The following is a 25,228-nucleotide window of genomic DNA, read 5'->3' as shown; positions in this document are numbered from 1 at the left end:
GGTCCCGAGTCGCGCGGAGCCTGTCATCGGGCGGCGCTTCGCGCCGACCCGTTGGCTTGCCCGGGACGACAGCAGCTATGCCGCCGCCTCGATCTCCACCACGATCTTTCCCGTGGTCACCTGCTCGCCCTCGGCAACGTCGATCGACGACACTGTGCCCGCGACACCCGCCGTATGCACGTGCTCCATCTTCATCGCCTCCAGCGTCATCACCGGCTGGCCGGCCGCGACCTTGTCGCCGGCCTTCACCAGCACCGCGACGACCCGGCCGTTCATGGCCGCGCGGACCCTGCCATCGCCCCCGGCAGCCGCAGCGCTCTGCGGCGGCGCGAGCGTGAGATCGCGTACCGATAGCGTGACGCCGCGGTGCAGGATATGGAGCCGATCGCCGTCGCGCAGGAACCTGGCCTGCTCCGTCAAGCCATCGTGATGGAAGCGGATGCTGTCCTGATCCAGCTCGTCGATCTCGAAGCTGAAGCGATCGCCGTTGCGGGTCGCGCGGTAGCTGCCGTCGCGCTCGCGGACGATCTCGATCTCCTGCACGCCGTGACCGAGGTCGATCCGCAGGCCGAGCGGAAATGTCGCCGACAGCGAGCGGCCGCGCCGCCATGGCGGCGCGTGCGGATTGGTGACGTAGAGCAGCAGCGCCGCGAGCGCGAGGTCGCTGCCGCGATCGGGCCGCGGCGCCAGCAGGGTATCGCGGTTGTTGCCGATGAAGGCCGTGGTCGCCTCGCCCTTGGCAAAGACCGGATGACGCAGGCAGTCGATCAGGAAGCCCTGATTGGTGGTGACGCCGAAGGCCGTGACCTGCTCCAGGGCGCAGATCAGCTTGCCGCGCGATTCATCGCGGGTTGCGCCGTGGCTGATCACCTTGGCGATCATCGAATCGTAGAACGGCGGAATCTCCGAGCCGGACTGCAATGCGTGCTCGACGCGGATGCCTTCAGGCATCCGCCACCGCGCCATCGTGCCGGATTGCGGCATGAAATCATGCCCGGCATCCTCCGAGCAGAGCCGCACCTCGATGGCATGACCGGAGAAGGTGATGTCCTCCTGCCTCAGGCCGAGCCGCTCGCCGCTGGCGACGCGGAGCTGCAGCTCGACCAGATCGAGCCCGGTGATCGCCTCGGTGACGGGGTGCTCGACCTGAAGCCGCGTGTTCATCTCCATGAAGTAGAAATTGCCGGCGCGATCGAGCAGGAATTCCAGCGTGCCGGCCCCCTCGTAGCCGATCGCCTTGACCGCCTGGACGGCGACCGCGCCCATCCGCGCGCGGAGCTCCGGCGTCACCGCCGGTGACGGCGCCTCCTCGATCAGCTTCTGGTGCCGCCGCTGCACCGAGCAATCGCGCTCGCCGAGATGGACGGCGTTGCCATAGCGATCGCCGAACACCTGGATCTCGATGTGGCGGGGATCGACGATCGCGCGCTCGAGGATGACGGTGGGATCGCCGAACGCGCCCTGCGCCTCCGACCGCGCACTGCGCAGCGTACCCGGAAACGCCGCGGCATCCGCGACCAGCCGCATGCCACGGCCGCCGCCACCGGCGACCGCCTTGATCATGACCGGAAAACCAATTGCCTTGGCTTCCGCCAGCATCACGGCATCGCTCTGGTCGGCGCCCTGATAGCCGGGCACGCAGGGCACGCCAGCCTTCTGCATGATCTCCTTGGCGCCGGCCTTGTTGCCCATCGCAAGGATCGCCTCCGGCGACGGGCCGATGAACACGAGCCCGGCATCGCGGCAGGCCTGCGCAAAGTCCTCGTTCTCGGCGAGGAAGCCGTAGCCGGGATGCACCGCGCCGACGCCACTCGCCTTGGCCGCTGCGACGATCGCGTCGATCTTCAGATAGGATTGCGCGGGCAGCGCCTCGCCGATCCGCACCGCCTGATCGGCTTCGCGCACATGCAGTGCGTCGCGGTCGGCGTCGGAGTAGACCGCGACGACGCCGTAGCCGAGCCGCCGCGCCGTGCGCATGATGCGCAGCGCGATCTCGCCGCGGTTGGCGATCAGGATCTTGAAGAACGGTGTCCGCTTCACGATTGCCCCGCTCATGGCCGCGCCACCGAGAACTGCATCCGCTGCGGGCTGCGCGCCTCGGCCTCGCGGCAGATCGCCAGCACCTCGGCGAGCACCGTCCGCGTATCGCGCGGATCGATCACGCCGTCATCGAGCACCCGGGCGCTGGTCGAGAACACGTCCATCTGGCCATCGAACACACCGGTGATCTGCGCCTTCATCGCCTCCAGCTTCTCCTTCTCGATCGGCTTGCCGCGCCGCGCAGCAGCGGCCTCGGTAACGATCGCCATGGTTTCGGCAGCCTGCTCGCCGCCCATCACCGCGGTCTTGGCGTTGGGCCAGGAGAAGCAGAAGCGCGGATGGAAGCCGCGGCCGCACATGCCGTAATTGCCGGCGCCGAACGAGGCGCCGCAATACAGCGTGATCTGCGGCACCGTCGCCGAGGTTACCGCCTGGATCATCTTCGAGCCGTGCTTGATCATGCCGGCCTCTTCATAGGCGCGGCCGACCATGTAGCCGGTGGTGTTGTTCATGTAGAGGATCGGCGTGCGCGACTGGCAGCAGGCCTGGATGAAATGCGTTGCCTTGTTGGCGCCGGGCACATCGAGCGGCCCGTTATTGGTGATGATGCCGATCGCTTGGCCCTCGATACGGGCATGGCCGCAGATCGTGGCCGGACCGTAGCTGGCGCCGAACTCGGTGAAATCGGAATCGTCGATAAAGCGCGCGATCGCCTGGCGCATGTCGACGGGCCGCTTGTGGTCCATCGGCATGATGCCGAGCAGCTCCTCCGCGTCATAGCGCGGCGGCTTGAATGCGGCCGGCTCCGGCGCCGGCCGGTCCCACGGCAGCTTGGCCATGATGTCGCGCGCGATGCGGAGCGCATCGCGATCGTCCTCGGCGAGATAATCGCCAAGCCCGGATACCTGCGTATGCATCTCGGCGCCGCCGAGCTCCTCCTCGGTCGCGATCTCGCCGGTGGCGGCCTTGAGCAGAGGCGGGCCGGCGAGGAACGCGCGGGTACGGCCGCGCACCATCACAATGTAATCGGAGAGGCCTGTCTGGTAGGCGCCGCCCGCGGTCGAGGAACCATGGGTGACGGTGACAACGGGAAGCCCCGCCGCCGACAGCCGCGCCAGATTGCGGAAGATGTTGCCGCCGCGCACGAAATCCTCGACGCGGTAGCGCAGCAGATTGGCGCCGGCGCTTTCGACGAGCTGCACATAGGGCAGCTTGTTCTCCAGCGCCAGCTCCTGCACCCGCAGCGTCTTGTCGAGCCCGTAGGGTTGCAGCGCGCCGGCGTCGATGCCGGCATCATTGGCGCTGACCATGCAGCGGATGCCGGAGACGAAGCCGATGCCGGCAACCAGGCCGCCGCCGGGCACGCTCTTGTCCGCGTCCGGCACGTCGAACATGTAGCCGGCGAGCGTCGCCAGCTCGAGGAACGGCGAGCCGGGATCTAACACCAGCGCGACGCGCTCGCGCGGCAAGAGCTGGCCGCGCTTGTGGAAGCGGTCCTTTGCCACGGCGGAGGCCGCGCGCGTCCGCTCTTCCAGCCCCCGCATCCGGGCGATCAGCGCCAGCATGCCGTCGCGATTGCCCTGGAACGCGGCGCTGCCGGTGGCGATGGTGTTTTCGATGATGGTCACTAGGCGCGCTCCACAAAATGCCCGCTGTACTGCTGCCGCAGCTCGACCTTGCGCAGCTTGCCGGTCGCGGTCATCGGCATCTCCTCGAGGATACGCACCAGCTTCGGCACCTGGAAGCCGCCAAGATGCTTTCTGCAATGCGCCTCGATGCCGGCCTCGTCGGCCACCGCGCCGGGTTTCAACTTGACGAAGGCGCAGACCGCCTCGCCCCATTGCGGATGCGGCAGGCCGACCACCGCGGCATTCTGCACGGCGGGGTGCGCCAGCAGCGTCTCCTCGATCTTGACGGAAGCGACGTTCTCGCCGCCCGACTTGATCATGTCCTTCTTGCGATCGAGGAACAGCACCTCGCCATTGGCGTCGATCAGGGCAAGATCGCCGGTATGGTGCCAGCCGAACTTGCGGGCCTCCTCGGTCGACTTCGGGTCCTTGTAATAGCCCATCATCACGTTGGGGCCGCGATGCACGAGCTCGCCAATCTCGCCGCGCGGCAGCAAATTGCCGTTGTCGTCCATGATCGCGGTCTCGTTGACGATCAGCGACTCGCCCCAGTAATTGCCGAAGCGCTCGAGCTGCACCTCGGGCCGCGACATCGTCGCTGGATACATTTCGGTCTGGCCGCTGGACAGCACGAAGTTCGGACAGAGATCGGCGATCGCGCGCTCCAGCAGCGGCTTACCCATCGGCGCCATGGTGTAGATGCAGCAGCGCAGGCCCGATAGATCATATTCGCGCCGGCGCGGATGATCGAGGATCGCCTGGTACATCAGGGACAGGCCGACGAACACCGTGAGCCGGTCCCGCACGATCGCCTCCATGCAGACCACCGGGTCGAAGCCACGCATCAGCGCCATGCGGCCGCCGACCGAGAGATAGCTCAGCAACAGCACGTGGCCGGCGCAGTGGAACAACGGAAACTGCCCGGTGATCCCGTCATCGCGCGAAAGCTGCATCTCGATGCAGTTGCTCATCACGGCCATGACCACGGCAAGGTGGCAATGCATCGCCCCCTTCGGCCGCGAGGTCGTGCCTGACGTATAGATGATCATCGCAAGATCGCGGTCGTTGATCTCGATGTCAGGCTCGATATCGGATTGCCCCTTGAGGAGACCGTTAAACTCCTGCAAGCCGGTCTTGCCGGCATTGCCGGTCAGGTCGACCGCGATCATCTCCACGCCGCGCCCTTCCAGCGCGGCGCGCCGGTCGACCTGACCGTGGAGATTGTCGTCGATGACGGCAAAGCGCACCTCGGCATGGTCGAGGATGTAGTCCATGTCCGACGGCCCAAGCATGGTGTTGATCGGCACCCAGACGAGACCGGCGCGGTGGATGCCGAACAGCGCTTTGACGAACTCGACCGAGTTGTTGCAGATCGTCGAGATCTTCTCGCCCGGCTTCAGCCCGCGCTGCACCAGATGATTGGCGAAGCGATTGGCGTCGCGGTCGAGCTCGGTGAAGGTGACCTGCCTGCCGCCATCGGTCAGCGCGACGCGATCCGGGAACCGCCGCGCTGCGCGTTTGAGGAGATCGCCGATCGCGACCCGTCCGATGCGGCCCGGCCCGGTGACGCCGCTGGTTGCTGCGAGATTGTCCATGTGATTTTCTCCTGCCTCGTCATTGCGAGGAGCGAAGCGACGAAGCAATCCACCCTATCTTCGAGTGGCAAGATGGATTGCTTCGCTCGCAATGACGGCCGGGTTGACGTCAGTGCCTGACCCCAAAAATCTGCCGTGCTTCCGCCGGGCTCGCGATCTCGCGCCCCGCACGCCGCGCGCAGGCGGCGAGTCCTTCGACGAGCTGCCCGTTCGACGTCACCTTGGTGCCGTCGCCGAGATAGAACGTGTCCTCCAGGCCGCTGCGCAGATGACCGCCGAGGTCGGCGGCGCGCTGGTGCAGCGGCCAGATCTCGGCGCGGCCGATCGCCGTGACCTGCCAATGCGCTTCCCCCACTTTCAGCTTCAATAGGATCGGCAACAGCTCCGGATCGGCCGGCATCCCCGAGGCGACGCCCATCACGAAATTGTACTCGAGCGGGCCGGAATACATGCCGGTCTGCCGGTACATGCCGACGCAGCGCACGATGCCGACATCGAAGCACTCGAATTCGGGGATGGTGCCGGCCATATTCATCACGTCGAGATAATCCTGAACTTTCTCGACCGCGTTATCGAACATCATCGGCGGCCAGGCCCAGGTGTTGTCGGCCTTGACCTTCAGATAGTTCAGCGAGCCGGCATTGCAGGCCGCGATCTCGGGTTTTGTCTCGCGCACGCAGTCGAGCGCGCCCTGGTAGTTCGGGCCCGAGGTGCCGGTGGTGTGGTTGATGATCACGCCGGGGCAGGCCTCACGAATCGCCTGCTGGATTTCCTTGCTGACGCCGACCTCCCACGACGGCAGGTGGCCCTCGTTCGGCGCCTGCTGGCGCAGATGGATGTGCATGATGCTGGCGCCGGCGTTGAACGCGGCCTTGGCCTCGCGCGCCATCTCTTCCGGAGTCACCGGAACATTGTGCTGTTTCGGGTCGGTAAGCACGCCGTTCAGCGCGCAGGTGATGACGGCCTTGTCGCTCATGGGTCTCTCGTCCGGGTTGCAGCGCACCTGCGCGGCTGATTTTCCCATGATGAGAAATTTGTCTGTGCGCCATCTTGCGTTGACTGGCTAAGTGGATGCGCTCACGACGGAATCCGCCGTCAGCCGGTTAACACAAGACGCGACGCCCGCGCGGCGCATAGAGTTGCTTGCAAAGCAGAAGCGGCGCAACAAGCCGGCATCACGGGGAGAAGATCATGGTCTCGATCAACCGGCGCAGATGGCTCACCGGCGCCGCAGGCGCGGGGCTTGCCGCGGTCGCGGGCCTCAAGCCCTCACTTGCCGAAGATACGCCCGGCGTCACCGCGACCGAGATCAGGATCGGCAGCACCACCTCGCTCAGCGGCCCGGTGTCCGCGCTGGGCGTGCAGGCGCGCTGCCAGGAAGCCTATTTCAAGATGCTGAACGAGCAGGGCGGCATCGCCGGCCGGCAGATCAAGTACATCTACTACGACGATGCGTTCAATCCGGCGAAGACCGTCGAGCAGGTGCGCCGCCTGATCGAGAGCGACAATGTCGCCTTCCTGTTCAACATGCTCGGCACCGCGCCGAATTCATCGGTCGTCAAGTACATCAACGCCGCCAAGGTGCCGCATCTGTTCCTGTCGGTGAACGGCGACAAATGGGGCGACTACAAGACCTATCCCTGGACCATGGGCTTTGCGCCGAGTGCGCGCACCGAGGCGCAGGTGTTCGTCAAATATGCGCTGAGCCAGAACAAGAACGCGAAGTTCGCCGTGCTCTACCAGAACGACGATCTCGGCAAGGATTTCGTCGCCGGCGCCAAGGATGTGCTGGGTGAGCGGTTCGCGACATCGGCCGTAGTGGCTTCGCACGAGGTCACCGATCCCACGATCGATTCCCAGATAGTCGCGCTGCGCGGCGCCAATCCCGACGTGCTGATCTCGGGCACGACGGCGAAATTCTGCGCGCAGTCGATCCGCAAGATCTACGAGCTCGGCTGGAAGCCGATGCATTTCATCGCCAGCGGCGCGGCCTCGATCTCCTCGACTATCGCGCCCGTCGGTCTCGACAAGTCGCAGGGCACGATCTCGTCGGCCTATGTGAAGGACGTCGCCGATCCGGCCTGGGCCAACGACCCGGGCGTCAAGGATTTCCTCGCCTTCATGGGAAAATACTTCCCCGACGGCAATCCGAAGGAAGGTTACAGCCTCTACGCCTACACGGTGGCGCAGGTGCTCAAGATCGTGCTCGAGCAGTGCAAGGGCAATTTCACCCGCGACAACATCATGGCGCAGGCGAACAGTTTAAAAGATGTCGAGGTCCCGACGCTGTTACCCGGCATTCGCGTCAACACCAGCCCGACCAATCACCACCCACTGCAGCAGCTTCAGCTGCAACGGATCGAAGGGCCCGGCTGGCTGCGGTTCGGCGAGGTGATCCAGGGCGCGAATTTGTAGCGGCAGAAGAATCCCAAATGTCGTCCAGGCGAACGCCGGATGGTTACGTCAACGCGCGCTCTTGCCCAGTGCGATAAATCGCAAGATCCCGCGAGCCGGAGAAGATCGCGCGCGGCTTCAGGCCGTAGAAGCGGCGGATCGAGTGGCTGAAATGCGTGCTGTCGGGATAGCCGATATCCTGCGCGAGATGCGCGAGGTTGATGTCCTGGTTGGCGAAATGCAGCAGATGCCGTGCGCGCTTCCAGGCACGGAAGGAGCGGAACGAGATTCCGGTCTCCTCCTTGAACAGATGCAGGAAGCGCGAAGGCGACAGCCCGGCCTCGGTGGCGCAGCCTGCCGCGGTCACCGGCTCGCCGGAGAACTGCCCGATGCGGCCGATCGCACGCACCACCCGCGGATCGAGCACACGCTGCGGCAGCGCGTCGCCGAAGCACATGGTGTCGAACTCGGCATTCGCGATCGCGTCGCGATGCTGCATCTCGGCAAGCGTCGCATAGGCGTTGCGAATCCGGTTCGCGAACAAATGGGAGTCGGGTCCTTGCAGGCGGCGCGCGACTGCCTCCAGCGTGCCGTCGGGCACGCTCTCCGGCTCGATCGCGACGCAGATCGCGGAACGATATTCGCTGGTGATGGTGTGGCGCAGGTTCGGCATCGTCACCGCGAGCTCGCCGTGGGATTCGCGGCCCTCGCTGGTCGACAGATGCAGGCCCTCGCGGATCGCGACATAGACATGGAACGCTCCGGGACAGCGCTCGCGCGGACGGCCGAGCAGCCCGGCATAGAACACCCGCTCCGGCGTGATCAGCATCCGGTGGCCGGACTGCTGCTGGCCGGACTCTTGGCACTTCGCGTCCACGATGGCGTCCATGGCGGTTCCTCCTCGCGCGGCTCTTTAGGCCGCTGCGGCGGAGCTACCATAGCGCAAATTCGCAAAAGCGATACGTCGTCATTCCGGGGCGATGCGACGCATCGAGCCCCAATGCGCAATTGCGCATTGTGGGATCTCGAGATTCACAGATGCACAATTGTGCATCTGTGGTGTGGTCCTTCGGACCACCCTGGAACAACGCATCATCAGGGCCGCGCTCGCGGCGCAACGTTCTGTTCCTGCCCGGCTTTTTGCTCCGACGCCACCGCGCGCCTGTAGCCTTCGCGCTGCTGCAGCCGCGCCCAATAGGCCGCGACATTCGGCCCGAAATCCTTGGCGAGGCCGATATTGCTGGCGAGCCGGAGCGCATAGCCGTTGGCAATGTCGGCGGCCGTGAACCGTTCCGCACAGAGGAATTCAGAATTCGCGGTAACGGCCTCGACCGCGCGCAGGCGGCCCAAGAACCATTTTGCATAATCGGCCGAGACCTGCGGGTTGCGCCGCTCCTCCGGCTCGAGCTGGCTGTAGCGAAGCACCAGTGTCTGCGGAAAGGTCAGCGTCGCATCGGAAAAATACATCCAGTTCAGGAACGCGCCATAGGCCGGCTCGTCGGGACCTACGACCAGCGGCGTCGGGCCGTATTTGGTGCCGAGGTAGTGGCAGATGCCGGAGGACTCCGTCATCTTCGTCTCGCCATCGACCATGAACGGAATGGTACCGAGCGGATTGATGCCGAGATATTCCTTGGCGAATACGCGCGGCGGGAACGGCAGCATCTTCAGCTCATAGGGCAGCCCGAGCTCCTCCAGCATCCACAACGGACGGAACGAGCGCGCGGCATCGCAGTGATAGAGCGTGATCATCAGGCGTTTCCCATGTTCTTGATCGCCGCCACCATGGAGTGCCGGCGAGGTGACTGCAACATTGTCGTGCGCGATGCCTTCCTCCCGCACATTTCCGGTTCAGGCATTGCCGTATTTGCGTAGCTCGAGCCGCGCGATCTGGTTGCGATGGACCTCGTCCGGACCGTCGGCGAGACGCAGCAGCCGGGCCGTCGCATAGGCTGCGGCGAGCCCGAAGTCGTTGCTGGTGCCGCCGCCGCCATGCGCCTGGATCGCCCAGTCGATGACCTGGCAGGCCATGTTGGGGACCGCGACCTTGATCATGGCGATCTCGGCCTTGGCCACCCTGTTGCCGACCGTATCCATCATGTGGGCCGCGTTGAGCGTCAAGAGCCGCGCCTGCTCGATCATGATGCGCGATTCCGCGATCCGCTCCTGCGTAACGGTCTGCTCCGCGACCGGCTTGCCGAACGCGACCCGGCTCCTGGTCCTGACGCACATCTTCTCAAGCGTGCGTTCGGCAAGCCCGATCAGCCGCATGCAGTGATGAATGCGGCCCGGGCCGAGCCGCCCCTGCGCGATCTCGAAACCGCGGCCCTCGCCGAGCAGCATGTTGCTTGCGGGCACCCGCACATTGGTGAACACGACCTCCGAGGCACGGTCCGGCACGCCGTAGAAGCCGAACACCGGCAGCGGCCGTAGCACTTCGATGCCCTGCGTATCCATCGGCACCAGGATCATCGACTGTTGGCGATGCCGGTCCGGATTATCGGGATCGGTCTTGCCCATGAAGATGCAGATCTTGCAGCGCGGATCGGTGGCGTTGGTGGTGTACCATTTGCGGCCATTGATGACGTAGTCATCGCCGTCGCGCACGATCGAGCTCTCGATGTTGGTCGCGTCGCTGGAGGCAACGGCCGGCTCGGTCATCGCGAAGCAGGACCGGATCTCGCCCGCGAGCAGCGGCTTCAGCCATCGCTCCTGATGCTCCCTGGTGCCGTAACGCGCCAGCACCTCCATATTGCCGGTGTCGGGCGCCGAGCAATTGAAGAGCTCCGGCGCAAGATGCGACCGGCCCATGATCTCGCACAACGGCGCATATTCGAGATTGGAGAGACCTGCGCCGTGCTCGCTCTCGGGCAGGAACAGATTCCACAGCCCCTCGTCCCTGGCTTTCGGCTTCAGCTCCTCGACGACCGGAAAGACTTTCCATGGGCCGAGCTCTTCCGCCTCGCGGTAGAACCGTGCCTCGTTCGGATAGACATGGCGATCCATGAACGACTGAAGCCGATGCTTCAGCTCCACGACTTTCTGGCTCTCCTGATAGAGCATATCGGCCTCCATCCCTGCGGTCGTACCGGCGGCGCATGCGATCCGCCGGACGGCTTCGTGCTAGTTCGTCTTCATCCCGGGCAGCGTGCCCATCATCTTGCACAACACCATCAGCATCACCTCGTCGGCGCCGCCGCCGATCGAGGTCAGGCGGCTGTCGCGATAGGCCCGGCTGACCGGCGTCTCGTTGGTGAAACCCATGCCGCCCCAATATTGCAGGCAGGCGTCGGTGAGCTCGCGGCCGAGCCGGCCGGCCTTCAATTTCGCCATGGTCGCAAGCCGCGTCACATCCTCGCCGGCGACCAGCGCCTCGCCGGCACGATAGATCAGCGAGCGCAGCAGCTCGACCTCGGTCTGCATCTCCGCGAGCTTGAAGTGCACCACCTGGTTGTCGAGGATCGAGCCGCCGAACGCCTTGCGGTTGCGCGTGTAGTCGATGGTCTCGTTGATGATGTATTCATGCGCCTTCAGGCAGGCGGCCGCGCCCCACAGCCGCTCTTCCTGGAACTGGATCATCTGGTACGTGAAGCCCTGACCCTCCTCGCCGATCCGGTTGCGCTTCGGCACCCGGACATTGTCGAAGAAGATCTGCGCGGTGTCGGAGGAGCGCATGCCGAGCTTGTCGAGCTTGCGCGCGACCTGCACGCCTTTGGTCTTCATCGGCACGCAGATCAGCGACTTGTTGCGATGGACCTGGCCGTCGCTGGTGTTGGCGAGCAGGCAGATCCAGTCGGCCTGGGTGCCGTTGGTGATCCACATCTTGCCGCCATTGATGACGTAGTCGTCGCCGTCGGAGCGGGCATTGGTCTTGATCGAGGCGACGTCGGAGCCGGCGCCGGGCTCGGAGACGCCGATGCAGGCGACCTGGTCGCCTGCAATTGCAGGGACCAGGAATTCGCGCCGCACCTCGTCGGAGCCGAACCGCGCCAGCGCGGGCGTTGCCATGTCGGTTTGCACCCCGATCGCCATCGGCACGCCGCCGCAGGTGATGGCCCCTAACTCCTCGGCCATCATCAGCGCGTAGGAATAATCCAGCCCCTGGCCGCCGAATTCGACCGGCTTGTTGAGGCCGAGGAAGCCGAGATTGCCGAGCTTCTTGAACAGCTCATGCGCCGGGAAGATGTCGGCCTTCTCCCATTCATCGACATGGGGATTGATCTCGGCCGCGATGAATTTCTGGAGCGCGCGGCGCGGTTCGTCGTGATCGGCGGTGAAGAGCATTGTTGGTCTCGTCTTTCCGTGGTCGTCTCTCTCTTCACCTCCCCCTGAAAGGGGGAGGTCGGCGCGCTCGGCAACGCCGAGCGGGCCGGGTGGGGGTCAAACTGCCAATCGGACTCGCGGCTTGCCCCCCACCCTGTCCTCCCCCTTTCAGGAGGAGGGTGTTTCCTCACGCACCGCGTCGTCTGCTGCCTCGTTCACAACCCCATCTGCCGGCTCGCGAGATCCTTCATGATCTCCTCGGTGCCGCCGCCGATGGCGTTGACCTTGACCTCGCGGTAGATGCGCTCGACCTTGACGCCGCGCATGAAGCCGGCGCCGCCGAAGATCTGCACCGCTTCGGAGGCGCAATGCGCCATGGTCTGCGTCGCCTGGTTCTTCATCATGCATATCTCGGCGACCGGGCTTTCGCCCTGGCCGAGCCGCCACGCCAGCATTTCCAGCATCGCCTGCGAGGCCGCGACCTTCTGCGCCATGTCGACGATCTTGTGCCTGATCACCTGGTGCTGGGCGATCGGCTTGCCGAAGGTCTTGCGCTCCTTGGCATAGGCGACCGCCTCGTCGAGGCAGACGCGTGCATAGGCGGTGCAGCCCGCCGCCATGCCCATGCGCTCGCTGTTGAAGTTCTGCATGATGATCTTGAAGCCCTGGCCTTCCTCGCCGATCAGGTTCTCGACCGGCACGCGGCATTCGTCGAAATGAAGTGTCGCGGTATCAGACGCCCACCAGCCCATCTTCTTCAGCTTGGTGCGGGAGAGGCCCGGCGTATCGCCTTCGATCAAGAGCAGGCTGACGCCGCCGGGGCCCTCGCCGCCGGTGCGCACCGCGACCGTCAGATAGTCGGCGCGCATGCCCGAGGTGATGAAGGTCTTCTCACCAGAGACGACATAATGGTCGCCGTCGCGCCGCGCCTTGGTGCGGAGGTTCGCGACATCGGAGCCGCCGCTCGGCTCGGTGATCGCCAGCGCGGAGATCTTCCTGCCCGCAAGCACATCCGGCAGCACCCGCGCCTTGACCTCGGGGCGGGCGGCGCGGGCGATCGGCGGCGAGCCGATGGTGTGGCTCATCAGGCTCGCGGAGACGCCGCCGGCGCCGGCGCGTGCCAGCTCCTGCGAGGCCACGATCTTCATGAACTGGTCGGCGGCGATCCCGCCATATTCTTCCGGGAAACCGAGGCCGAGCAGCCCGATTTCGGACGCCTTGGCATAGAGCGCGCGGGGAAACTCGCCCTCTTCGTCCCATTGATGGGCATAAGGCTCGATTTCCCTGGCCACAAAGCGCCGCATCACCTCGCGAAAGGCCTCATGCTCGCTGGTGTAGAATGGGTTTGCCATCCGCGTGCTCCGTTGATTCCCGCCTCCGACGATGTCCGGATTCTTCCCGGTTCACTTGCGTCGAGTGGCTGTCGCTGGACCGGCCTTCCATCTCGCCAGCCGCCAGCCACTAAACGCAAGACAGTATCCCCGATACGCCCCCTCCATTGCCAATTCATGGCATCAATCGAGCTAGGAACAGGCGGCGCAAGACTGCCGTTCCAGAGGAGGGACATTTGCCGGTTCGTTATTACGACTGGATCGCGCATCATCGCCGGCGCACGCCGGACAAGATGGCGCTTGTCGATCTCGCAAGCGGTCGCCGCTTCAGCTATGCGGAACTCGACGCCCGCGTGTCGCGGCTCGCGGGCTATCTGCGCGACGAGCTCAAGGTCGCCAGCGGCGACCGGGTCGCGGTGCTGGCGCTGAACACGACGGATACGCTGGAGGTCCAGTTCGCCTGCTTCCGGATCGGGGCGGTCTTCCTGCCGCTCAACACCCGCCTCACCGTTCCCGAGCTGCGCTACATCACCGGCGACGCCGCGCCGAAGGTGATGATCCATGACGACGACCTCGCCGAGACGGCGCTTGCGGTCGCCAAGCTCTGCGATGTCGCGTCGACCGTGCGGCTCGGACCCGGCGGTGCCTATGAGGCCGGCATCGCGGCGGCGAAACCGCTCGAAAGGTTCGAGGAGGTCACGCTCGATGACATATCGACCATCATGTACACCTCGGGCACCACGGGCCAGCCCAAGGGCGCGATCATCACGCATGGGATGACGTTCTGGAATTGCGTCAATCTCGGCGGCCCCGCCTACATCTCGCCGGCCTCGGTGCTGCTGACCGTGCTGCCGCTGTTCCACACCGGCGGGCTGAATTGCTACACCAACCCGGTGCTGCATGCCGGCGGCACGGTGCTGATCATGCGCGCGTTCGATCCCGGCGAGGCGCTGAAGCTGATCAGCGATCCCTTGCAGGGCATCAACGTGTTCTTCGGCGTGCCCGCGATCTACCAGTTCATGGCGCAGCATCCGGCCTTCGCGTCAGCGGATTTCAGCCGCCTGATAATCGGCGGGGTCGGCGGCGCACCGATGCCGGTACCGCTGCTGAAAACCTGGGAGGCGCGCGGCGTGGCGCTGCAGCAGGGCTACGGCATGACCGAGACCTCGCCGGCGGTGATGGTGCTCGACCGCGAGGATGCCGCGCGCAAGGCCGGCTCGTCCGGCAAGCCGGTGCTGCACACCGAGGTCCGGATCGTGCGGCCCGACGGCAGCGATGCCGCGGTCGGCGAACTCGGCGAACTCTGGGTCAAGGGCCCGAACATCACGCCGGGCTACTGGAACCGGCCGGACGCCAACGCATCCTCCTTGACCGACGGCTGGCTGCATACCGGCGACGCCACGCGGATCGATGAGGAAGGCTTCTACTACATCGTCGACCGCTGGAAGGACATGTACATCTCCGGCGGCGAGAACGTCTATCCGGCCGAGGTCGAAAGCGTGCTGCATCAATTGGCCGCCGTCGCCGAGGCCGCCGTCATCGGCATCCCGAACGAGCAATGGGGCGAGGTCGGGATGGCCGTGATCGCCGTGAAGCCGGGCCACACGCTGACGCCGGCCGAGATCCACGCGCATTGCCAGGCCAATCTGGCGCGGTTCAAGTGCCCGCGCCTGATCGAATTCATCGATGTCCTGCCGCGGAATGCGACAGGCAAGATTCATAAGCCGACGCTCCGGCAGCAATTCAGCCAGCCGAAGCCAACCGATACCGCGGCGTGATCCGAAAACAAGCCTCGCGCGTTTCGGATCTCACAGTGACAAGAATTGCCCCGCAACCGTCTGCCGGGACCGGCTGCGGGTTCGTTGCGTAAGTCCCCAACCAGAATCAATCGAGGAAATTGCCTTTATGAAAGCCACAAAATTGTCGCTGCTGGCCGCCGCCGCGGCGCTCTGCCTGCTCTCAACCCAGGCCGCCTTTGCACAAAAGAAGTATGACAGCGGCGCCTCCGACACCGAGATCAAGATCGGCAATGTCGAGGCCTATAGCGGTCCCGCCTCCGCCTACGGCGTCATCGGCAAGACCGAAGAAGCCTATTTCAAGATGATCAACGATCAGGGCGGCATCAACGGCCGCAAGATCAACTGGATCTCCTATGACGACGGCTACTCGCCGCCGAAAACCGTGGAGCAGATCCGCAAGCTGATCGAGAGCGACGAGGTCTTCCTGGTGTTCAACGCGCTGGGCACGCCGACCCAGACCGCGGTGCAGAAGTATCACAATGCCAAGAAGGTGCCGCAGCTGTTCCTCGCCACCGGCGCCAGCAAGTGGAACGATCCGAAGGATTTCCCGTGGACCATGGGCTTCCAGCCGAGCTATCGCGTCGAGGCGCGGATCTTCGGCAAGTACATCCTCAAGGCCAAGCCGGATGCCAAGGTCGCGATCTTCTATGCCAATGACGATTTCGGCAAGGACTACCTGGTCGGCCTCAAGGAGGTGCTCGACAAATCGAGCGCCAAGATCGTCGCCGAGGAAAGCTACGAGACCACCGAGCCGTCGATCGACTCCCACATCGTCAAGCTGAAGGAGACCGGCGCCGACGTGTTCGTCAACATCTCGACGCCGAAATTCGCGGCGCAGGCGATCAAGAAGATCGCCGAGCTCGGCTGGAAGCCGATGCACGTGATGACCGACGTCTCGATCTCGATCGGCGCTGTCATGAAGCCCGCTGGCCTAGAGGCTTCGGAAGGCGTGCTGTCGGCCGGCTACCTCAAGGACGCGTCCGATCCGCAGTGGAAGAACGACGAGGGCATGAAGAAGTTCATGGCCTTCGCCGAGAAGTACATGCCGGGCGCCAACCTGTCCGACGCCAATCTGGTCTATGGCTACGCCGCGGCGCAGACCATGGTTCAGGTGCTGAAGCAGGCCGGCGACAACCTGACGCGTGAGAACGTGATGAAGCAGGCCGCCAGCCTGAAGGACTTCACGCCCGACACGCTGATCCCCGGCATCCGGATCAACACCAGTGCGACCGACTTCGCCCCGGTCGAGCAGCTCAAGATGATGCAGTTCAAGAACGGACAGTGGGAGCTGTTCGGCGACATCATCAGCGCCGAGACCGGCGGCTAGCGCCACGCGCACCGCGACCAAACATCAGGCATTGCGAAGCCGCCCAATCGGGCGGCTTCGTTGTTCTTGCGGAGTGCTTTGTATGAAGCGAGAGGCCAGATTGAACCAGCCGGTGGCACACCACTCTCTCACCGTCACCCTGAGGAGCGCGCTCTTGCGCGCATCTCGAAGGGTCGACGGCCCCGCTGGTGGCCGCGCATCCTTCGAGGCTCGCTCCGCTCGCACCTCAGGATGACGGGGCTAGCATCGGAGTGTACCGACGACGTCCTTGTCGCCGCGTAACCTGCGACTATGCCGGCAGGAAGATCGCGAACGGCTCGTCGATCGTGCGGCGCAGATGCTCGCGGTAGAGGGCGTAGTTCGCATCATCGGCCGACACCCGGCCGAGGCTCGGCTTCGGCACGTTCTTCACCGGCAGGAATGCGATCGGCGCGGCGACCGGCGTCAGCAGCGAGCCGCGACCGGCGAGCAGCGTCGTGATGATGCCGTACATCTCACCGGAATTGCGCGGGCGCGAGACCGTGATCACGCGATGCTGGCCATGCCGGTTGGTCACGAGATAGACGAAGCCCGATTCGTTGGGCACCGCCACCTCACCATACTGGGTGTAATCGGCATCCTGCCGCTCGCCCTCGCGGAAGCCGAGCGATGACGCCGCATCGTCCCAGGCGATCTCCGTCCGATAGGCATAGACCGCGCCCTGCTCGCCGAACGACGGGCGCACCGTGACGTAAGTCCCTTCGATCCGCGCCACCGAGCGGCGCGAATAGGATCCGAGGCTGTCGGGCGCGATCCCGCCATTGGCAGGCGCGGCCACCGTGATCGTCTCCGGCAGCTTGCGCAGGGACACGCCGAGCGCCTGCTCGAGCCGCACGGTGGTCGCCAGCGTGAACGGGCGGCGGCCGCCGAGCACCTTTTCCAGCGTCGAAAGGCTGAGCTTCGCCTGCTCGGCCAGGGTCTGCCGCGAGATGCGGCGGCGCGCGATCTCCTCGCGGATGGTCTCCGCGACCTGCTGGCTCAGCTCGGCGGAAAGCTGCTTGTCAGGCGTCGGCATCGTGATTCCTGCCCGGTTCCCCTTGATTCCGCGCAGTCTAGCAGACCGGACAATCCATCACAAAACCGCACAAACCCGCCTCCGACAGCGGCGGGCCGCGACGGATGGCGGCCAATCATTGCCGATCATTCTGCTCGCGCCAAAACCGCCGCTCTCCATGATCGCGAGGCAGCGAAAGTCTCGCTCGGGAGTGACGAAAATGACGATTTACGATGCATGTGAGAGCGGCCCGCAGATCCGGCTGTCGCGCCGGATGCGCATTGCGCTGTTCTTCCTGGTGGAAGGCGTCGCCGCGCTGGCGATCGGCTTTGCGGCGCTGTTCGTGAGCTTTGATCCGGTGTGGTCGGCCGAGTTGCCGCAACAGGCGGTGCTGCGGCCAAGCGACGCGCGCTCCGGCTCGCTGCTGTTCAAGACCGACGACGGCTATGCCGACGCGCTGCGGCTCGGTGTCGATGTCGATCTCACGGTGTCGGGCCCGACCGTCCGCGCCCGCGTCACGCAGATCTTCCGCAACCCGACCAAGGACTGGGTGGAAGCGACCTATGTCTATCCGCTGCCGGCAGGCGGCGCGGTCGACACGCTGAAGATGGTGGTCGGCGACCGCATCGTGGTCGGCGACATCAAGGAGCGGCAGCAGGCCCGCGCCATCTACGAGCAGGCCAAGCAGAATGGCCAGAAGGCCGCGCTCACCGAGCAGGAACGGCCGAACATCTTCACCAACTCGGTCGCCAATATCGGTCCCGGCGAAACCGTGCTGGTGCAGATCGAGTATCAGGAGCCGGTGCAGCAGAACGGCAACGAATTCTCGCTGCGGGTGCCGATGGTGGTCGGACCGCGCTACAATCCGCGCCCGGTGGTACAGAGCGTCGACCTCCGCGCCGATGGCAGCGGCTGGGGCGCCACCACCACCGATCCGGTGCCGGACCGCGATCGGATCGCCTCCGAGGTGCTCGATCCCGCGACGAACGCGCCGGTCAATCCGACCAACATCACGGTGCACCTCAACGCCGGCTTTGCGCTCGGCGAGGTGAAGAGCCATTTCCACCAGGTCAGGATCGAGAGCCCCGACAGCACCACGCGCGTCGTCAAGCTCGCCGAAGGTCCGGTGCCGGCCGACCGCGATTTCGAGCTGAGCTGGAGGCCGGCCGCCGAAAAGGCACCATCGGTCGGGCTGTTCCGCGAGCATGTCGGCAATTCCGACTATCTGCTGGCTTTCGTCACCCCGCCAGCGGTCGAGCAGGCGCAACAGAAGCTCCTGCCGCGCGAAGTGATCTTCGTGATCGACAATTCCGGCTCGATGGGCGGCACCTCGATCATCCAGGCCAAGGCGAGCCTCATCTACGCGCTCGGCCGCTTGCAGCCGACCGATCGCTTCAACGTGATCCGCTTCGACGACACCATGGACACGCTGTTCCCGGCGCCGGTTGCGGCCAATAGCGCCAATATCGGCAACGCGACGTCGTTCGTCAGCGCGTTGCAGGCGCGCGGCGGCACCGAGATGGTGCCGGCAATGCGCGCGGCACTCTCCGACACCAATCATGACGACGCCGACCATGTCCGCCAGGTCGTGTTCCTGACCGATGGCGCCATCGGCAACGAGCAGCAATTGTTCGAGACCATCAGCGCGCTGCGCGGCCGCTCACGCGTCTTCATGGTCGGCATCGGCTCGGCGCCGAACACCTACCTGATGACGCGCGCCGCCGAGCTCGGCCGCGGCACCTTCACCCATATCGGCTCGGTCGAGCAGGTCGACGAGCGGATGCGCGACCTGTTCGCCAAGCTGGAGAATCCCGCGGTGACGAACCTCGCCGCAAAGTTCTCCGATACAGCGGCCGACTTGACGCCGTCCGCACTCCCCGACGTCTACCGCGACGAGCCGCTGGTGCTGGCCGCGAAGCTCGAGAAGCTTGCCGGCTCGGTGGAGATCAAGGGCCGCATCGGCGACCGTCCGTGGAGCGTGACGCTGCCGCTCGCGAATGCGGCCGAAGGCAAGGGCCTCTCCAAGCTGTGGGCGCGCCGCAAGATCGCGGATGCCGAGGTCGCGCGCACCACGCGGCAGGCGAGCCCGGAGGACGCCGACAAGACCATCCTTGCGTTGGCGCTGGAGCATCAGCTTGTGACGCGGCTGACCAGCCTCATTGCGGTCGACAAGACGCCGAGCCGTCCCGAAGGCGAGCCGCTCAAACTCTCCGAACTGCCGCTCAACCTGCCCGCCGGCTGGGATTTCGCAAAGGTGTTCGGCGAGCGTCCGCGCCTGCCGGCCGCACCGACCGAACGCCGCGCCGACGGCGGCGACGTGCAGCTCGCCGCGCTGAAGCGGTCACCGGTCGCGACGCCAGGTCCCGGCACGATCCAGCTGCCGAAGACCGCGACCGATGCCGAACTGAAGATGATCGCGGGTGTGATCCTGCTCACGGTCAGCCTTCTGCTTCTGGTGTTCAACCGGCGTCAGACGTCGTCCCACTGACGTCGGATGAAAGGAGGAGGTGCCCCCCGACCTCCTCTTTCAAGAGCGCGCGCGGCCTTCTCACCCGTCCCCCATGGGCCGCGCGCGCCACTTCTCTCGCTAAGCGTCATTGCGAGGAGCGAAGCGACGACGCAATCCATGGCTCCCCATATGCCGCATGATGGATTGCTTCGCTTCGCTCGCAATGACGGGAGTAAGCATATGCGCCGCTTCATCCTCCCGCTCGTCTTCGCCCTCATCGGCCTGATCCTGCTCGGCCAGGGCACCTATATCCACGCCAAGGCACTGCTTGCGCAGGTGTTGCTGGAGCGCGCCTTCGCACAGAGCATTGCGACCGGCCACCCCGTGAAGCCGTGGCGCTGGGCCGATACCTGGCCGGTCGCCCGGATCGAGGTGAAGCGCCTGCACGCGTCGGCAATTGCGCTTGCCGGCAGCAGCGGCCAGGCGCTGGCGTTCGGCCCCGGCCATGTCGAACAGACCGTCGATGCCGGCGAGCCGGGCGTTGCGGTCTATTCCGCGCATCGCGATACCCATTTCCGCTTTCTGAAGGATGTCACAATCGGTGACGAGATCGACGTCACGAGAAGCGACGGCAAGATTTTTCGCTACCTCGCCGATCGCAGCGCGGTCGTGCTCTTCGACCAGTCCGGCATCGATCCGCTCACCAACCGGTATGAGCTGGTGCTGTCGACCTGCTGGCCATTCGACGCGCTGACATCGGGGCCCGAGCGCTATCTGCTGCACGCGACCATGATCGACCCGGATTCGAACCCGTTCGAGACGGATTCGAGCCGAGCCAAATCAGGTTCCTGATCGGCATCGATTTTGCGCCTGCCGGGATATTACAAGCGATGCCTGACTTGCATCAGCGTGAGTTGCTACCCCCTTCCATCAGCCATAAAAACAATGAAAAATCGCGTTCTGCGGTGATGCGCCGTGGGCCAGAGGAAACAAGTAGAACAAGGATAAGGGCAGGCTCCATGGAAGCTTTCGCAGGCACCGCGTCACATCCGTCCCGCAAATGGGCACCGCCCGCTGACGCGAGCGACATCGTCAAGAGCATCCATGCGATGCTGCACCCGCGCAACATCGTGCTGGTCGGCGCCACCGACAAGCCCGGCAACTACGCCGAACGGATCTGGAACAATCTGATCAAATACGAGTATGCCGGCGGGCTGTTTCCGATCAACGCCAAGCGCGAAAACGATCTGGGGCGTCACCTGCTACAAGGATTTCGCCAGCCTTCCCGAAAAGCCCGACCATGTGCTGGTGCTGGTACCGGCCCGCTTTGCCGTGCAGGTGATCCGCGATGCGGCCGCCGCCGGCGCCCGCTCGGCGACCATCGTCACCTCCGGCTTCAGCGAGCTGCAGGATGAAGAGAGCCAGCGGCTCGCGGTCGAGCTGAAGCAGGCGATCAAGGAGACCGGACTTGCGGTCACCGGGCCGAATTGCCTGGGCAATCTCAGCGCCGGCGAGAATCTGTTCACCAATATCGACGACCGCATCGTCACCATGGAGCCAGGCCCGGTCGCGATCGCCGGCCAATCCGGGGCGATCGTGATGGCGATCCGCCAGGCGCTGGAGGATCGCGGCGTCGGCGTCGGCTACATGGTCACGACCGGTAACGAATCCGGCCTCGAGACCCCGGACCTGATGAGCTATTTCGCCGCCGATCCGAGCGTCCGCGTCATCGTGGTCTATCTCGAAGGCGTCAGGAACACGAAGGTTTTCCGCGAAGCCTGCAAGGCCGCGCGCGCCGCCGGCAAGCCGGTGATCGCACTCAAGCTCGGTGCCTCCGAAGGCGGCCGCGCCGCCGCGATGGCGCATACCGGCGCGCTCGCCGGCTCGATCGAGACGTTCGATGCGATCTCGACCCGCGAAGGCGTGATCCGCGTGCGCGGCCTGGATGAACTGATCGAAACCACCGAGTGCTTCGTCCATGCCGATCCGCCGAAGGGCAGCCGCCTTGCGGCGGTGTCGCTGTCCGGCGGCAAGCGCGGGCTGCTGATCGACGCGTTCTATTCCGCCGGCCTGAATTTCGCACCGCTGAGCCCGAACGCGACGGAGCAGCTGGCGAAGATGCTCGGGCCCGGCAGCATCGTCGGCAATCCACTCGATGCCGGCTTCGCCGCGGTGGTCGATCCCTCCGTCTACATGAAGTCGATCAAGATCATGATCGACGATCCCGATACTGACATCGTCATCATCGATGCCGAGCTGCCGAAGGCGCCGCATGAGCTGCGCGAGCGCAATCTGCGCATCGTCAACGAGATGGCGGGCCGGGCCAACAAGCCGGTGATCTATATCAGCGCGATGTCGATCGGCTTCACCGAATTCACCAAGGGACTGCGCAAGTCGCTGCCCAATATCGCAGTCATGCAGGGTCTTGACCGCGCAGTCGGCGCGATCAAGTCGCTGATCGAATATGCCGGTCTGCGCAAGGAAGTGCCCGACATCGTGTCAAGCTCGAAGGCATCCGCGCGCGCGATGCTGGAGAAGACGCTGAAAGCGGCCAACGGCGCCGCCGCACTCGACGAGGTTGCCTCGAAGCAGCTGCTCAAGGCCTACGGCATCCCGATCTCCAAGGAAGACGTCGCGCAGACCGCGGCGGAGGCCGTAAAGATTGCCAAGGCGATCGGCTTCCCGGTGGTCGCGAAAGTTGTCAGCCCCGACATCCTGCACAAGTCTGATATCGGCGGCGTGGTGCTGAACCTTGCCAACGCGGCCGAGGTGAAGAAGGCGTTCAACGACATCACCGCGCGGGTGAAGAAGCTGAAGGGCAAGCCGAAGCTCGAGGGCATCCTGATTGCGCAACAGGTCAAGGCCGACCTCGAGCTCGTGGTCGGCGCCTCGCTCGATGCCGAGATGGGCCCCGTGGTGCTGTTCGGTACCGGCGGCGTCGATATCGAGCTGCTGAAGGACGTCGCCCTTGCCGGCGCGCCGCTCGATGCCGCCGAGGCGAAAGAGCTGATCGCCAAGACCAAGGCCGGGGTCAAGCTGAAGGGCTATCGCGGCAAGCCCGCGCTGCACGAGCCGTCGGCGGTGAAGGCGCTGGTCGGACTCTCGAACCTGATGGCCGACGCCAATGGCCGCATCGCCTCGATCGACGTCAATCCGTTCCTGATCAACAGCAAGCTCGGCGTCGCCGTCGATGGCCTGATCGTGCTGAACAACGCCGCCGCGAACAAGGCAGCGGGGCATTAGGGCTCTCATCTCCCTCTCCCCGTTCTTACGGGGAGAGGGTTGGGGTGAGGGGCTATCTCCGCATACACAATGGCAAGCCGATTCGCGGCGACTCCCCCTCACCCTGATCGCATCTTTCGATGCGATCCGACCTCTCCCCGCAAGCGGGGCGAGGTAACTTCAGAAGCTCGCACCCCACTGCCGCGCGGTCTGCATCACCCAGTCGCGATAGAGCGTGAGCGGCGTCACCCCGGTGATGCCGCCGCAGCCGGCGGTGCCGTTCGGGCCGGTGGACCAACTCACCACGCCGACGATGACAGGCCCGCCTGGCTTGTCCTCGAACACGGGCGCACCGGAATCGCCGGTGCAGGCGCCGAGCCCGTCGCGCACGCCCTGCCCGACCGGATCGACCAGACGAATCTGCAGCGTGCCGGGCTTGCCGCTCGCGATCAGGCCGGCGACGCGAATGCTGCCGCCGCTCTTGCCGTCGCCGCGCACGGTGACACCGACGCCTGCGACCGTGAAGCGGCCGCCGACCTGGATCGGAATGTTGGGCATACCGAGCACGGCCGGCGCCTTGCCTGCGGCTGGGTCCGCAAGCTGCAGCAGCGCGACATCGGCGGTCGCGACATGATTGGTCATCGCCTGCATCCGGAAGGCTGGATGAATCGCGACCGTCTTGACGTCCTGCAGCTTCGGCTGCCGGTCCGGCCCATAGTCGACGATCTTGTAGTCGGCACCGGGCTGCACGCAATGCGCCGCGGTCAGCACCACCTTCGGCGCGATCAGCGCGCCGGTGCAGAAATTGCCGCGCGAGCCGACGATGGTGACGACGGCGCGCGCGACGCCATCGGTCGACGGCGCGCCACCACCGACGATCGCGAAGGCCGGCGTTGCCGTCAACAGGGTCAGAAAGGCTGTCACTCGAATCACGCTCGTCATGGAATCCTGTCGATCTGCATCTGGATTGAGCACATCCGAGGCGCGGCATTGCGTCGCTCACACTCGGTCGAAGAACACGCAATCTTGTACAGAGCACCTGCGCCGACACGCGTCAATTATCTAAATATCTAGGCGTCGATCACTACGGCGTTGAAGTCACCACGAGATTTCCTGCAGCCCTTGGTGCGCACGCGCTGCGTCTCGTCACCTTGCCGCGATATCCATCACATCGTATCCTGCATCGTGCTGTCGGCACGACGTTCGAATGTGAACTGTATCTCTTGATCCCGCGCGTATCAGAGCCGTAATTTCGACCTGATAATATAATACAACTTCTGGCAGCATACCGCATACTTACCTTCATGACTTTCTGGATGCCGGTGCCGTCGACATGCAGACGGCTTTTCATCCGCCATTTCGTTGAGTTTCGAGGATAATGATGAGGATCGCGGTCGTCACGCCGATCAGGCTGTTCAGCGAGGGGCTTGCCTCGAGTTTCCGGAACCACGCCGAGTTTGCCGTCGAGGCGGCGGTCGCCGATCTTGCCGGCCTGCGCGCGACCCTCGAGACCGGTAATGTGAGCGTCATTCTGATCGACGTCACACAGGGCATCGATCTCGACGAGGTGCGTGTGATTGCGAGCGAGCATGCGGAAATCGCGCTGGTAGCGCTCGGCCTCAACGAGGACCGGCGCGACGTGGTCCGCTGCGGCCGGGCCGGATTCAGCGGCTACATTTCCCGGAATGCCAGCTTCGACGAGCTGTGCCGCGCACTGTCTGACGTGGCGTCAGGGCGGCTTGCCTGCAGCGCCGAGATTTCCGGCGGATTGCTGCGGGCGTTGTTTTGCATGGAACGTCAGACGGATACGATCGATACGGACCAGGGACTGACGCGCCGCGAAAGCGAGGTTCTCAAGCTCATCGGGCAGGGCATGTCGAACAAGGAGATCGCGCGCGATCTCAGTCTCAGTCTTGCAACCGTCAAGCATCACGTCCATCACGTGCTGCAAAAGCTCGGCCTGCCGCGCCGGGCGCAGGCGATGCGGCGGGTCCGCGAAGCGCCGTGGCTCGCATCATCTGCGCCGGCTCTCGATCGCCGCCGCGAGCTCGACTGACACCAGCGACGTGAATTCCGTATTCGACTGACCGCAGCGCGCGCGCATTGGTGCGCAGATGCGGCGCCGCTTTGCACGCATGCGCGCCGCA

Annotated in this window: 17 protein-coding genes and 1 pseudogene; 7 read left to right on the top strand and 11 right to left on the bottom strand. The window is 65.0% G+C overall.

Features of this window, described 5'->3' with window-relative positions; translation table 11 throughout:
* Positions 1 to 75 precede the first annotated feature (75 nt).
* The 4 genes from ACVW1C_RS22000 to ACVW1C_RS21985 all read right to left on the bottom strand — a co-directional run bounded on the left by ACVW1C_RS22000 (position 76) and on the right by ACVW1C_RS21985 (position 6,239).
* Positions 76 to 2,055: an acetyl/propionyl/methylcrotonyl-CoA carboxylase subunit alpha gene (locus ACVW1C_RS22000; protein WP_456760201.1), complete on the bottom strand. Its 1,980-nt coding sequence runs from the start codon at positions 2,053 to 2,055 to the stop codon at positions 76 to 78.
* The gene (locus tag ACVW1C_RS21995; protein ID WP_456760200.1) at positions 2,052 to 3,668 is read right to left on the bottom strand and encodes an acyl-CoA carboxylase subunit beta; all 1,617 of its coding nucleotides are present in this window, start codon (positions 3,666 to 3,668) and stop codon (positions 2,052 to 2,054) included. The genes ACVW1C_RS22000 and ACVW1C_RS21995 overlap by 4 nt, the downstream gene beginning before the upstream one ends.
* Complete coding sequence (locus tag ACVW1C_RS21990; protein ID WP_456760199.1) at positions 3,668 to 5,263, bottom strand: AMP-binding protein; 1,596 nt, start codon at positions 5,261 to 5,263, stop codon at positions 3,668 to 3,670. The genes ACVW1C_RS21995 and ACVW1C_RS21990 overlap by 1 nt, the downstream gene beginning before the upstream one ends.
* Before the next feature lie 109 nt (positions 5,264 to 5,372).
* Positions 5,373 to 6,239 (bottom strand): 3-keto-5-aminohexanoate cleavage protein, encoded by an 867-nt coding sequence (locus ACVW1C_RS21985; RefSeq protein WP_456760198.1) that lies wholly within the window; start codon positions 6,237 to 6,239, stop codon positions 5,373 to 5,375.
* Positions 6,240 to 6,454: 215 nt separating this feature from the next.
* Here ACVW1C_RS21985 and ACVW1C_RS21980 point away from each other — a divergent pair, with 215 nt between their 5' ends.
* A complete protein-coding gene (locus ACVW1C_RS21980; protein ID WP_456760197.1) occupies positions 6,455 to 7,678 on the top strand; it encodes an ABC transporter substrate-binding protein in 1,224 nt (407 codons plus the stop codon).
* Between the two features lie 43 nt (positions 7,679 to 7,721).
* Here ACVW1C_RS21980 and ACVW1C_RS21975 read toward each other — a convergent pair whose 3' ends face one another.
* From ACVW1C_RS21975 to ACVW1C_RS21955, 5 genes are all read right to left on the bottom strand, one after another.
* Entirely contained in the window at positions 7,722 to 8,546 is an 825-nt protein-coding gene (locus tag ACVW1C_RS21975; RefSeq protein ID WP_456760196.1) for a helix-turn-helix domain-containing protein, read from the bottom strand.
* Positions 8,547 to 8,752: 206 nt separating this feature from the next.
* Positions 8,753 to 9,409, bottom strand: a complete 657-nt coding sequence (locus ACVW1C_RS21970; RefSeq protein WP_456760195.1) for a glutathione S-transferase family protein — start codon at positions 9,407 to 9,409, stop codon at positions 8,753 to 8,755.
* 99 nt (positions 9,410 to 9,508) lie between these two features.
* Positions 9,509 to 10,720, bottom strand: coding sequence for an acyl-CoA dehydrogenase family protein (locus tag ACVW1C_RS21965; protein WP_456760194.1), 1,212 nt, complete (start codon positions 10,718 to 10,720; stop codon positions 9,509 to 9,511).
* Between the two features lie 60 nt (positions 10,721 to 10,780).
* Positions 10,781 to 11,941, bottom strand: a complete 1,161-nt coding sequence (locus ACVW1C_RS21960; protein ID WP_456760193.1) for an acyl-CoA dehydrogenase family protein — start codon at positions 11,939 to 11,941, stop codon at positions 10,781 to 10,783.
* Between the two features lie 194 nt (positions 11,942 to 12,135).
* Complete coding sequence (locus ACVW1C_RS21955) at positions 12,136 to 13,272, bottom strand: acyl-CoA dehydrogenase family protein (RefSeq protein WP_456760192.1); 1,137 nt, start codon at positions 13,270 to 13,272, stop codon at positions 12,136 to 12,138.
* A gap of 215 nt (positions 13,273 to 13,487) precedes the next feature.
* Between ACVW1C_RS21955 and ACVW1C_RS21950 the strand changes: the two genes are divergently transcribed.
* Complete coding sequence (locus tag ACVW1C_RS21950; protein WP_456760191.1) at positions 13,488 to 15,029, top strand: acyl-CoA synthetase; 1,542 nt, start codon at positions 13,488 to 13,490, stop codon at positions 15,027 to 15,029.
* A gap of 127 nt (positions 15,030 to 15,156) precedes the next feature.
* Positions 15,157 to 16,377 (top strand): ABC transporter substrate-binding protein, encoded by a 1,221-nt coding sequence (locus ACVW1C_RS21945; RefSeq protein WP_456760190.1) that lies wholly within the window; start codon positions 15,157 to 15,159, stop codon positions 16,375 to 16,377.
* Positions 16,378 to 16,666: 289 nt separating this feature from the next.
* Here ACVW1C_RS21945 and ACVW1C_RS21940 read toward each other — a convergent pair whose 3' ends face one another.
* Positions 16,667 to 17,431, bottom strand: coding sequence for a helix-turn-helix domain-containing protein (locus ACVW1C_RS21940; protein ID WP_456760189.1), 765 nt, complete (start codon positions 17,429 to 17,431; stop codon positions 16,667 to 16,669).
* Between the two features lie 253 nt (positions 17,432 to 17,684).
* Between ACVW1C_RS21940 and ACVW1C_RS21935 the strand changes: the two genes are divergently transcribed.
* The 3 genes and pseudogenes from ACVW1C_RS21935 (at position 17,685) to ACVW1C_RS21925 (ending at position 23,102) form a co-directional block, all read left to right on the top strand.
* On the top strand, positions 17,685 to 19,898 hold the full coding sequence (locus ACVW1C_RS21935; RefSeq protein WP_456763138.1) for a marine proteobacterial sortase target protein: 2,214 nt from the start codon (positions 17,685 to 17,687) through the stop codon (positions 19,896 to 19,898).
* 201 nt (positions 19,899 to 20,099) lie between these two features.
* Positions 20,100 to 20,711, top strand: coding sequence for a class GN sortase (locus ACVW1C_RS21930; RefSeq protein ID WP_456760188.1), 612 nt, complete (start codon positions 20,100 to 20,102; stop codon positions 20,709 to 20,711).
* A gap of 167 nt (positions 20,712 to 20,878) precedes the next feature.
* Positions 20,879 to 23,102 (top strand): annotated as a pseudogene (locus ACVW1C_RS21925) (acetate--CoA ligase family protein).
* Positions 23,103 to 23,261: 159 nt separating this feature from the next.
* On the opposite strand, the gene ACVW1C_RS21920 reads toward ACVW1C_RS21925, so the two are convergent.
* Positions 23,262 to 24,023: a S1 family peptidase gene (locus ACVW1C_RS21920; protein WP_456760187.1), complete on the bottom strand. Its 762-nt coding sequence runs from the start codon at positions 24,021 to 24,023 to the stop codon at positions 23,262 to 23,264.
* Positions 24,024 to 24,462: 439 nt separating this feature from the next.
* On the opposite strand from ACVW1C_RS21920, the gene ACVW1C_RS21915 reads away from it, so the two are divergent.
* Positions 24,463 to 25,137 carry a LuxR C-terminal-related transcriptional regulator gene (locus tag ACVW1C_RS21915; RefSeq protein WP_456760186.1) on the top strand — a complete coding sequence of 225 codons (675 nt, stop codon included), beginning with the start codon at positions 24,463 to 24,465 and terminating at the stop codon, positions 25,135 to 25,137.
* The last annotated feature ends 91 nt before the right edge of the window (positions 25,138 to 25,228 follow it).

Source organism: Bradyrhizobium sp. USDA 4011, from assembly GCF_054063415.1.
Note: the sequence above shows the minus strand (reverse complement) of the source record. Positions and strands in the feature narration are given on the sequence as shown.

Coding starts and splice junctions, on each gene's coding strand:
- ACVW1C_RS21940 (WP_456760189.1), bottom strand. CDS start 17,431: ATGCCGACGCCTGACAAGCAGCTTTCCGCCGAGCTGAGCCAGCAGGTC.
- ACVW1C_RS21965 (WP_456760194.1), bottom strand. CDS start 10,720: ATGCTCTATCAGGAGAGCCAGAAAGTCGTGGAGCTGAAGCATCGGCTT.
- ACVW1C_RS21930 (WP_456760188.1), top strand. CDS start 20,100: ATGCGCCGCTTCATCCTCCCGCTCGTCTTCGCCCTCATCGGCCTGATC.
- ACVW1C_RS21915 (WP_456760186.1), top strand. CDS start 24,463: ATGAGGATCGCGGTCGTCACGCCGATCAGGCTGTTCAGCGAGGGGCTT.
- ACVW1C_RS21980 (WP_456760197.1), top strand. CDS start 6,455: ATGGTCTCGATCAACCGGCGCAGATGGCTCACCGGCGCCGCAGGCGCG.
- ACVW1C_RS22000 (WP_456760201.1), bottom strand. CDS start 2,055: ATGAGCGGGGCAATCGTGAAGCGGACACCGTTCTTCAAGATCCTGATC.
- ACVW1C_RS21960 (WP_456760193.1), bottom strand. CDS start 11,941: ATGCTCTTCACCGCCGATCACGACGAACCGCGCCGCGCGCTCCAGAAA.
- ACVW1C_RS21945 (WP_456760190.1), top strand. CDS start 15,157: ATGAAAGCCACAAAATTGTCGCTGCTGGCCGCCGCCGCGGCGCTCTGC.
- ACVW1C_RS21920 (WP_456760187.1), bottom strand. CDS start 24,023: ATGACGAGCGTGATTCGAGTGACAGCCTTTCTGACCCTGTTGACGGCA.
- ACVW1C_RS21985 (WP_456760198.1), bottom strand. CDS start 6,239: ATGAGCGACAAGGCCGTCATCACCTGCGCGCTGAACGGCGTGCTTACC.
- ACVW1C_RS21955 (WP_456760192.1), bottom strand. CDS start 13,272: ATGGCAAACCCATTCTACACCAGCGAGCATGAGGCCTTTCGCGAGGTG.
- ACVW1C_RS21970 (WP_456760195.1), bottom strand. CDS start 9,409: ATGATCACGCTCTATCACTGCGATGCCGCGCGCTCGTTCCGTCCGTTG.
- ACVW1C_RS21990 (WP_456760199.1), bottom strand. CDS start 5,263: ATGGACAATCTCGCAGCAACCAGCGGCGTCACCGGGCCGGGCCGCATC.
- ACVW1C_RS21975 (WP_456760196.1), bottom strand. CDS start 8,546: ATGGACGCCATCGTGGACGCGAAGTGCCAAGAGTCCGGCCAGCAGCAG.
- ACVW1C_RS21935 (WP_456763138.1), top strand. CDS start 17,685: ATGCGCATTGCGCTGTTCTTCCTGGTGGAAGGCGTCGCCGCGCTGGCG.